This window comes from Streptomyces sp. NPDC043870 (assembly GCF_056435785.1).
Map to the genome: position 1 here is coordinate 133,985 of NZ_JBWKDT010000018.1, position 9,258 is coordinate 143,242.

General features: G+C 68.9%; 7 protein-coding genes. 4 read left to right on the forward strand and 3 right to left on the reverse strand.

Annotated features, from left to right (window positions below; all coding sequences use genetic code 11):
• Positions 1 to 98: 98 nt before the first annotated feature.
• The 3 genes from AC0699_RS22650 to AC0699_RS22660 all read right to left on the reverse strand — a co-directional run bounded on the left by AC0699_RS22650 (position 99) and on the right by AC0699_RS22660 (position 3,843).
• Positions 99 to 1,013 (reverse strand): phosphatase PAP2 family protein, encoded by a 915-nt coding sequence (locus tag AC0699_RS22650; RefSeq protein WP_478663057.1) that lies wholly within the window; start codon positions 1,011 to 1,013, stop codon positions 99 to 101.
• 156 nt (positions 1,014 to 1,169) lie between these two features.
• Positions 1,170 to 2,198, reverse strand: a complete 1,029-nt coding sequence (locus tag AC0699_RS22655) for a LacI family DNA-binding transcriptional regulator (RefSeq protein WP_469768290.1) — start codon at positions 2,196 to 2,198, stop codon at positions 1,170 to 1,172.
• A 25-nt stretch (positions 2,199 to 2,223) separates the two neighbouring features.
• The gene (locus AC0699_RS22660; RefSeq protein WP_478663062.1) at positions 2,224 to 3,843 is read right to left on the reverse strand and encodes a glycoside hydrolase family 13 protein; all 1,620 of its coding nucleotides are present in this window, start codon (positions 3,841 to 3,843) and stop codon (positions 2,224 to 2,226) included.
• Between the two features lie 311 nt (positions 3,844 to 4,154).
• On the opposite strand from AC0699_RS22660, the gene AC0699_RS22665 reads away from it, so the two are divergent.
• The 4 genes from AC0699_RS22665 (at position 4,155) to AC0699_RS22680 (ending at position 9,083) form a co-directional block, all read left to right on the forward strand.
• Positions 4,155 to 5,426, forward strand: a complete 1,272-nt coding sequence (locus tag AC0699_RS22665) for an extracellular solute-binding protein (RefSeq protein WP_478663064.1) — start codon at positions 4,155 to 4,157, stop codon at positions 5,424 to 5,426.
• 16 nt (positions 5,427 to 5,442) lie between these two features.
• Positions 5,443 to 6,456 carry a carbohydrate ABC transporter permease gene (locus AC0699_RS22670; protein WP_469768293.1) on the forward strand — a complete coding sequence of 338 codons (1,014 nt, stop codon included), beginning with the start codon at positions 5,443 to 5,445 and terminating at the stop codon, positions 6,454 to 6,456.
• Entirely contained in the window at positions 6,453 to 7,313 is an 861-nt protein-coding gene (locus AC0699_RS22675; protein WP_478663067.1) for a sugar ABC transporter permease, read from the forward strand. Before AC0699_RS22670 ends, AC0699_RS22675 begins: the two co-directional genes overlap by 4 nt.
• 66 nt (positions 7,314 to 7,379) lie before the next feature.
• The gene (locus tag AC0699_RS22680) at positions 7,380 to 9,083 is read left to right on the forward strand and encodes a glycoside hydrolase family 13 protein (protein ID WP_478663069.1); all 1,704 of its coding nucleotides are present in this window, start codon (positions 7,380 to 7,382) and stop codon (positions 9,081 to 9,083) included.
• The last annotated feature ends 175 nt before the right edge of the window (positions 9,084 to 9,258 follow it).

Here is a 9,258-nt window from a genome sequence, read left to right on the forward strand (position 1 = left end):
TGGCGGGTGGGTACGTGACGCATCGACTCGGCTGAGGGGCGGGCGCTGCTACTCACTCACGGTGAGGGCGACCCCCTTGTCGCTGCCCCCGTGTCGGCTCAGCGTCGTACGGCGTTCAGCTCCGGCGCCGCCAGGACGTTGCCGTGCTCGTCGTTGGTGCCGGTGCCGGTGCCGGTGCCGGTCGCCGGGGCCCAGCGGGGCAGGCGGTGCGGGAGAGCTCCGTACCAGGCGTACGACAGCCCGTATCCGAAGCCGAGGCACAGCAGGCCGCCCACCGCGTCCAGCCAGAAGTGGTTGGCCGTCGCGACGATCACTATCAGCGTCAGCGTCGGGTACAGCAGGCCCAGGATCTTCCCCCACGGCGCCGACGCCAGGGCGAAGATGGTGAGCCCGCACCACAGCGACCAGCCGATGTGCATCGAAGGCATCGCCGCGTACTGGTTGGACATGTTCTTCAGGTTGCCCGAGGCCATCGAGCCCCAGGTGTGGTGCACCAGCACCGTGTCGATGAAGTTCTGGCCGTTCATCAGACGGGGCGGCGCCAGCGGGTACAGGTAGTAGCCGACGAGCGCGACGCCGGTGGTCGCGAAGAGCACGAGGCGGGCCGGGGCGTAGCGGCCCGGGTGACGGCGGTAGAGCCACACCAGCACGCCTATGGTCACGATGAAGTGCAGGGTGGCGTAGTAGTAGTTCATCGTCACGATCAGCCAGGTCACCGAATTCACGGCGTGGTTGACCGACTGCTCGACGGCGATGCCGAGCGCCTTCTCGGCGTCCCAGATCCAGTCGGCGTTCCGCAGGGCCTGAGCCTTCTGCTCCGGAACCGCGTTACGAATGAGCGAGTATATCCAGTAACTGACCGCAATGAGCAGGATCTCGAACCAGATACGCGGCCGCCGCACCGACCGCATCCTCTGCAGTCGGCCTTCCCCGGGGGCCGGGACGTCCTCCGTCACCATGGGTGACGGGGCCGCAGTCCGGTCTTCCACAGATTTCACGGTCGCTTCACCCATAGGAGCAGAGTCTGCCAGATAGGTACGGCTCGTCCGATCATCCCCCGGTCGGGTTCTGGCCGTGCTCGGGGTACGTCCTGGGGACTAGGGACCAGGGACCAGGGCCTGATCCGGAAGACAGGCCCTGGGCGTGTGTCTTCCGGACGCGGGCCGCCCCTAGGAGCCGTGCACGGGACCCGCGGCGGTCGAACCGCGGACGACCAGCTCCGGCATGAAGACGAATTCGCTGTGCGGGGCGGGCGTACCGCCGATCTCCTCCAGCAGCGTGCGTACCGCCGCCTGTCCCATCGCCGGTACCGGCTTGCGGACCGTCGTCAGCGGCGGGTCGGTGAACGCGATGAGCGGGGAGTCGTCGAAGCCGACGACTGAGATGTCGGCGGGTACGTCCAGCCCGCGTTGCCGCGCCGCGCGGATCGCGCCGAGCGCCATCATGTCGCTCGCGCAGACCACCGCCGTGCAGCCGCGGTCCATCAGCGCGGACGCCGCGGCCTGCCCGCCCTCCAGGGTGTAGAGGGAGTGCTGGATCAGCTGGGACTCGATCTCCTGTTGGCTCAGGCCGAGCTGGTCACGGACCGCCTTGACGAAGCCCTCGATCTTCCGCAGGACGGGGACGAACCGCCGGGGTCCGAGGGCCAGTCCGATACGGGTGTGGCCGAGGGAGACGAGATGGGTCACGGCCAGCTGCATGGCCGCCCGGTCGTCGGGCGAGATGAACGGTGCCTGCACGTCCGGCGAGAAACCGTCGACGAGTACGAAGGGCACGCCCTGGGCGCGCAGCTTCTCGTAGCGCTGCATGTCGGCGCTCGTATCGGCGTGCAGTCCGGAGACGAAGATGATTCCCGAGACCCCACGGTCCACGAGCATCTCGGTGAGCTCGTCCTCCGTGGAGCCCCCGGGGGTCTGGGTGGCGAGCACGGGGGTGTAGCCCTGGCGGGTCAGCGCCTGTCCGATGACCTGGGCCAGGGCCGGGAATATCGGATTCTCCAGTTCGGGCGTGATGAGCCCGACGAGCCCCGCGCTGCGGCGGCGCAGTCGTACGGGACGCTCGTAGCCGAGGACGTCGAGTGCGGCGAGCACCGATTCGCGGGTGGTCGCGGCAACGCCTGGCTTGCCGTTGAGCACCCGGCTGACCGTCGCCTCGCTGACCCCCGCCTGGGCTGCGATGTCGGCAAGCCGTGCGGTCATGGGATTGGACTGTACCGGTCGCATGTCAGATTGCCCACCAGATGCTGGAGTCGGCGGGAAGGCGGACCGTCCCGCCGTTGAACTCGGGTGTCGCGGACGACAGCAGCAGACTTCCCGGTACGGGGATCTCCACGTCCGTGCCGCGTGTGTTCGTCGTGCAGAGGAAGCCGTCACGGGCCAGGGCGAGGACACCGTCGGGGGCGTCCAGCCAGGTCACGTCCGAGCCGGCGCCGAGGCCGGGATGTTCGCGGCGGACCGAGAGCGCCGCGCGGTAGAGCTCCAGGGTCGAGCCCTGTACGCCGGTCTGTGCCTCCACGCTCAGCTCGGCCCACTCCGGTGGCTGCGGAAGCCAGCTGCCGCCGGAGCCGAAGCCGTACGAGGATCCGTTCCTGGTCCAGGGAATCGGCACCCGGCACCCGTCGCGGAAGCCGTCCTGGCCGTCCGCGCGGAAGAATGAGGGGTCTTGGCGCACTTCATCCGGAAGGTCTGTTACATCCGGAAGGCCCAGTTCCTCGCCCTGGTAGACGTAAGCCGACCCGGGCAGCGCCAGCATCAGCAGGGCCGCGGCCCGGGCCCGCCGCAGCCCCGAGGGGCCGTCGCCGTAGCGGGTGGGGTGCCGTACGACGTCGTGGTTGGAGAGCACCCAGGTGGTGGGCGCACCCACCGAGGTCGTCGCGGCCAGTGAGGCGTCGATGACCTGCCGCATCCTGGCCGGATCCCAGGGGCAGCGCAGGAACTGGAAATTGAAGGCCTGGTGCAGCTCGTCGGGGCGTACGTACAGCGCCAGCCGCTCCGGGGTGGGGGCCCAGGCCTCGGCGACCCCGATGCGCTCACCGTCGTACGCGTCGAGGAGTCGGCGCCAGGAGCGGTGGATCTCGTGGACGCCGTCCTGGTCGAAGAACGGCAGCACCTGCGCGCCGATCATCTTCGCCTGCTCGCGGGCGCCGATGTCGGGCAGCCCGTCGGCCTTGACCATGCCGTGGGCCACGTCGATGCGGAAACCGTCGACGCCGAGGTCGAGCCAGAAGCGCAGGACCGCGTCGAACTCCTCGCGCACGGCGGGGTGCTCCCAGTTGAGGTCAGGCTGCTCCGGCGCGAAGAGGTGCAGGTACCAGTCCCCGTCGCTGCCGTCCGGATTCGTGCTCCGGGTCCACGCCGGGCCGCCGAAGACCGATTCCCAGTCGTTCGGCGGCAGTTCCCCGCCCGCCCCCTTTCCGGGGCGGAAGTGGTAGTACGCCCGCTCGGGACCGCCGGCGAGCGCCTCGCGGAACCAGGTGTGCTGGTCGGAGGTGTGGTTCGGCACGATGTCGACGATCACCCGGAGGCCCAGGCGGTGGGCCTCGCGGACGAGGTCGTCGGCGTCGTCGAGCGCGCCGAAGAGGGGGTCGACGGCCCGGTAGTCCGAGACGTCGTATCCGCCGTCGGCCTGCGGGGACGCGTAGAAGGGGGTCAGCCAGACCGCGTCCACGCCGAGCGCCGCGAGATGGGGGAGCCGGTCGCGGATGCCACGCAGATCGCCGATGCCGTCGCCGTCGCTGTCGGCGAAGGAGCGGACGTACACCTGGTAGATGACGGCGTCCCGCCACCAGTCCGGCGTCCGCCCGGCGAGCTGCGGCGGGGTGGTCGTGCTGAGCTCCTGCGTCATGGGCGCTCCCCTTCGGATGCTGTCTCAGGATGTTCCGGACGTACCGGATCTACCGGATCAACGGCGACCTATCTCGAAGGTAACAGCGCTGCAATCTCTTGCGGAAGCAGTTGCGCACACTGTGAAAAGCGGCGGAGCGGGGGAGGCCCCCGCTGACAAGGCTCGCAACGGCCACCGTGAGGACACGCGGATGTAACGATCGCGGCTGCTTGCGGAAATCTCTCGCAAGGTCTTTCGGTCTTCTTTCAACCTTGTTACGTTCCTCGACGAATCGGCGCCGTGATGGAGCGGCCCAGGTTGAAGGAGTTCACATGCGACGTGGCATAGCGGCCACCGCCCTGGTCGCGAGCCTGGCGCTCACGGCGACCGCGTGCGGCGGCGACGACGCCGAGAGCGGCAAGAGCAGCTCGGGCAAGCTGTCCGGCACGGTTACCTGGTGGGACACGTCGACCGTCGGCAGCGAGGACAAGGTCTTCAAGAAGGTCGCCGAGGGCTTCACCAAGCTGCACCCGGACGTCAAGATCAAGTATGTGAACGTGCCGTTCGGTGAGGCGCAGAACAAGTTCAAGAACGCGGCCCAGTCCGGTTCCGGCGCCCCCGACGTGATCCGCTCCGAGGTGGCCTGGACCCCCGAGTTCGCCGACCTCGGCTACCTCGCCCCGCTGGACGGCACCTCGGCCCTCAAGGACGAGAAGGACTTCCTGCCGCAGGCCGCCGCCTCCACGAAGTACAAGGACAAGACCTACGCGGTGCCGCAGGTCATCGACTCCATGGGCATCTTCTACAACAAGAAGATCTTCCAGCAGGCCGGCGTCGAGGTGCCCGGCACCATCGCCGAGCTGAAGTCCATCTCCAAGAAGATCAAGGACAAGACCGGCAAGACCGGTCTGTACCTGCGCGGCGACGACGCGTACTGGTTCCTGTCCTTCCTCTACGGCGAGGGCGGCGACCTCGTCGACGCCGAGAAGAAGCAGGTCACGGTCGACAACCCGGCCGGTGTCAAGGCCATGAAGGTCGTCAAGGACCTCGTCGACTCCGGCGCCGCCAAGACCGACGCCACCGACGGCTGGAACAACATGCAGACCGCCTTCAAGGAAGGCAAGGTCGCCATGATGATCAACGGCCCGTGGGCCGTCTCCGACACCTACGCCGGCAAGGAGTTCAAGGACAAGGCGAACCTCGGCATCACGCCCGTTCCCGCCGGCTCCGCCGGCCAGGGCGCCCCGCAGGGCGGCCACAACCTCGCCGTCTACGCCGGTTCCAAGAACCTCGAAGCGTCCTACGCCTTCGTCGAGTACATGAGCTCCGTCGAGTCCCAGACCACGGTCGCCAAGGAGCTCAGCCTGCTCCCGACCCGCGCCTCGGTCTACAGCAAGCCGTCCGTCAGCGGCAACGAGATCGTCGGCTTCTTCAAGCCGGTCGTCGACAAGGCCGTCGAGCGCCCCTGGATCCCCGAGACCGGCAGCCTCTTCGCCCCGCTGGTGACCGAGTACACCAAGGTCCTCACCGGCCAGACCACCCCGGAGAAGGGGAGCAAGGCGGCAGGCGACGCCTACCGCAAGCTCCTCAAGGACTGGAAGTAAGGGAAGAGACCGACTGATGGCTGTCCACACCAGCGGCCAGTCGGTGGCGAAGGCCGCGGAGCCCAACAGGGCCCGCGGCCATCGCCGCGACACCGCCGGCGCGCCGGGTCCGCTCCGCCGCGCCCTCTCCACCCACTGGTACGCCTGGACCATGGTCGCCCCCGTGGTGATCGTGATCGGGGTGATCATCGGCTATCCGCTCGTCCGCGGCATCTATCTGTCGCTGACGAACGCCAACGAGCGGAACGTCGAGCGGTCGATCGGGGTGAACCACCTCCCGGCGACCTACGAATTCATCGGACTCGACAACTACGCCGACGCGCTCACCGGCAGCCAGTTCCTCGACACCCTCGGGTGGACGCTGGTGTGGACGGTCTCCTGCGTGGCCGTCACCTTCGGCCTGGGCCTCGCCCTCGCCAACATCCTCAACCGCAGGATCGCCGGCCGGTCGTTCTACCGGATGATGCTGATCCTGCCGTGGGCCGTGCCCGGCTTCGTCTCCGTCTTCGCCTGGCGCTTCCTCTACAACGAGGACAACGGTCTGCTCAACAAGATCCTCGCGGGTGGCGGCATCGACGCCGTGCCGTGGCTCAACGACCCCACCTGGGCGAAGTTCTCGGTGATCGCCGTCAACGTCTGGCTCGGCGTGCCGTTCATGATGGTCGCCCTGCTCGGCGGTCTGCAGTCCATACCCGGCGAGCTGTACGAGGCGGCCGAGATGGACGGCGCGAACGCCTGGCAGCGGTTCCGCCACATCACCGTGCCCGGTCTGCGGTCGGTGTCCACCACGGTGATCCTGCTGAGCACCATCTGGACCTTCAACATGTTCCCGGTGATCTTCCTGCTCACCCGGGGCGGTCCCGGTGAGGCGACCCAGATCCTGGTGACCCAGGCCTACAAGTTCTCGTTCGAGATCAGCCCGCGCGACTTCGCGCAGTCCTCCACCTGGGGCGTGCTGATCCTCGTCCTCCTGATGGCCTTCGCCGCTGTCTACCAGCGCGTCCTCCGCAAGCAGGGAGAAACCTGGTGACCACGACCAACGTCCCGGCCAACGCTCCGGCACGCGGCCGCCGTTCGCCGATCGCCTCGGTCGCGCTGCATCTGACGCTCCTCGTCGCGTCCGTGATCGCCGTCTTCCCGGTGCTGTGGGTCTTCCTGACCTCCATCAAGCCCGCGGAGTACGCGATCACCACCGACTTCTTCAAAGAGACGACGTTCGAGAACTACAGCAAGCTGATCGAGGACACCGAGTTCCTCACCTGGTTCGGCAACTCGCTGCTCGTCGCGGGCCTCACCACGGTCATCGGTGTGTTCGTCGCGGCGACCACCGGCTACGCCGTCAGCCGCTTCCGCTTCCCCGGCAAGCGCGGACTCATGTGGACCCTGCTCATCACCCAGATGTTCCCGGTCGCGGTCCTGATCGTGCCGATCTACAACATCATGGCGGGCATGGGCCTGCTCAACGAGCCGGCCGGTCTGGTCATCACGTACCTCACCATCGCCGTGCCGTTCTGCGCCTGGATGATGAAGGGCTTCTTCGACACCATTCCGCGGGAGATCGACGAGTCCGGGCAGGTCGACGGGCTCACCCCGTTCGGCACCTTCTGGCGGCTGATCCTGCCGCTCGCCAAGCCCGGCATCGCGGTCACCGCGTTCTACTCCTTCATCACCGCCTGGGGCGAGGTCGCCTACGCCTCCGCCTTCATGGTCGGCGACGAGAACCTGACCCTCGCCGGCGGACTGCAGAAGTTCGTCAACCAGTACGGCGCCCAGTGGGGGCCGATGACCGCGGCCTCGGTGCTCATCGCCATCCCCGCCGCGATCGTCTTCCTCTTCGCCCAGCGCCATCTGGTGACCGGCGTGTCGGCAGGCGCGGTCAAGGGCTGAGCCCCGCCACGGGCCGCGCCCGACCGTACGTACGCTCCCCCCATCCACCACCATCGCAGGGATGAAATGACCCAGCACCTCGCTGCCCCCGCCACCACCACGACGACGACCGGCACCCGTGCCGAGCCAGCGCCATGGTGGCGGGACGCGGTGATCTACCAGGTCTATCCGCGCAGCTTCGCCGACGGCAACGGTGACGGCATGGGCGATCTCGCCGGGATACGCAGCCGGCTCCCGTACCTCAAGGAGCTCGGCGTCGACGCGGTCTGGCTCAGCCCCTTCTACGCCTCCCCACAGGCCGACGCGGGCTACGACGTCGCCGACTACCGGGCCATCGACCCGATGTTCGGCACCCTCCACGACGCCGACGCGCTGATCCGCAGCGCCCACGGCCTGGGGCTGCGCATCATCGTCGACCTCGTCCCCAACCACTGCTCCGACCAGCACGACTGGTTCCGCCAGGCGCTGCGCGAGGGCCCCGGTTCCCGGCTGCGCGAGCGCTTCCACTTCCGGCCCGGCAAGGGCGAGCACGGCGAGCTGCCGCCGAACGACTGGGAGTCGATCTTCGGCGGCCCGGCGTGGACCCGGACCACGAACCCGGACGGCAGCGACGGCGAGTGGTACCTGCACCTGTTCGCGCCGGAGCAGCCCGACTTCAACTGGGAGCACCCGGCCGTCCAGGACGAGTTCCGCTCGATCCTGCGCTTCTGGCTGGACCTGGGCGCCGACGGCTTCCGCGTCGACGTCGCCCACGGACTCGTCAAGGCGCCCGGCCTGCCCGACATCGGCTCCGGCGACCAGCTCAAGCTGCTGGGGAACGATGTCATGCCGTTCTTCGACCAGGACGGCGTCCACGAGATCTACCGCTCCTGGCGGCGGATCCTCGATGAGTACGAGGGCGAGCGCATCCTCGTCGCCGAAGCCTGGACGCCGACGGTCGAGCGCACCGCGATGTACGTGCGGCCCGACGAGATGCACCAGGCCTTCAACTTCCAGTACCTGACGACCAACTGGGACGCGAAGGAACTGCGCGAGGTCATCGACGGCTCGCTCGCCGCAATGCGCCCGGTCGGCGCCCCCACCACCTGGGTGCTGTCCAACCACGACGTCACCCGGCACGCCACCCGCTTCGGCAACCCGCCAGGACTCGGCACCCAGCTGCGCGAGCAGGGCGACCGCGAGCTCGGTCTGCGCCGGGCGCGTGCCGCCACGCTGCTGATGCTGGCGCTGCCGGGCTCGGCGTACGTCTACCAGGGCGAGGAGCTCGGCCTGCCGGACGTCACCGATCTTCCGGACGAGGTGCGTCAGGATCCGTCGTTCTTCCGCGCGGAGGGTCAGGACGGTTTCCGTGACGGCTGCCGGGTGCCGATCCCGTGGACGCGTTCCGGGTCCTCGTACGGATTCGGCAGCGGCGGCAGCTGGCTTCCGCAGCCGCCGGCGTGGGCCGAGCTGAGCGTGGAGGCGCAGACCGGGGTCGCGGGTTCGACCCTGGAGCTGTACCGGGCGGCGCTGGCCGCCCGCCGAGAGCACCCGGGGCTGGGCGCGGGTGAAGCGGTGACCTGGCTGGACGCTCCTGACGGCGTCCTCGCCCTGTCCCGCGACGGGTTCGTCTGCACCACCAACACCACGGGCGCGCCGGTACGCCTCCCCGCGCCCGGCACGCTCGTGCTGGCCAGCGGTCCGATGGCGACTGCGGGACCGGCGGCTGCCGCCGCGGGCGACGGCACCGTCGTCCTGCCCGCGGACACCACGGCGTGGTGGACGGTGTGACGATCCCCCGGCCGAGGGGGGGGGGGGGGGGGGGGGGGGGGGGGGGGGTTGGGGTGGAGGGGGGGGGGAGGGGGGGGGGGGGGGGGGGGGAACCGAGGGAGTGTGGGTGGGGGTAGAGGAGTATCCCGGCGGCAAGGGGTTCAGGGCCACCCGTTCTTTCCCCCTAATAATCTCC

Coding starts and splice junctions, on each gene's coding strand:
- AC0699_RS22680 (WP_478663069.1), top strand. CDS start 7,380: ATGACCCAGCACCTCGCTGCCCCCGCCACCACCACGACGACGACCGGC.
- AC0699_RS22650 (WP_478663057.1), bottom strand. CDS start 1,013: ATGGGTGAAGCGACCGTGAAATCTGTGGAAGACCGGACTGCGGCCCCG.
- AC0699_RS22655 (WP_469768290.1), bottom strand. CDS start 2,198: ATGACCGCACGGCTTGCCGACATCGCAGCCCAGGCGGGGGTCAGCGAG.
- AC0699_RS22665 (WP_478663064.1), top strand. CDS start 4,155: ATGCGACGTGGCATAGCGGCCACCGCCCTGGTCGCGAGCCTGGCGCTC.
- AC0699_RS22670 (WP_469768293.1), top strand. CDS start 5,443: ATGGCTGTCCACACCAGCGGCCAGTCGGTGGCGAAGGCCGCGGAGCCC.
- AC0699_RS22660 (WP_478663062.1), bottom strand. CDS start 3,843: ATGACGCAGGAGCTCAGCACGACCACCCCGCCGCAGCTCGCCGGGCGG.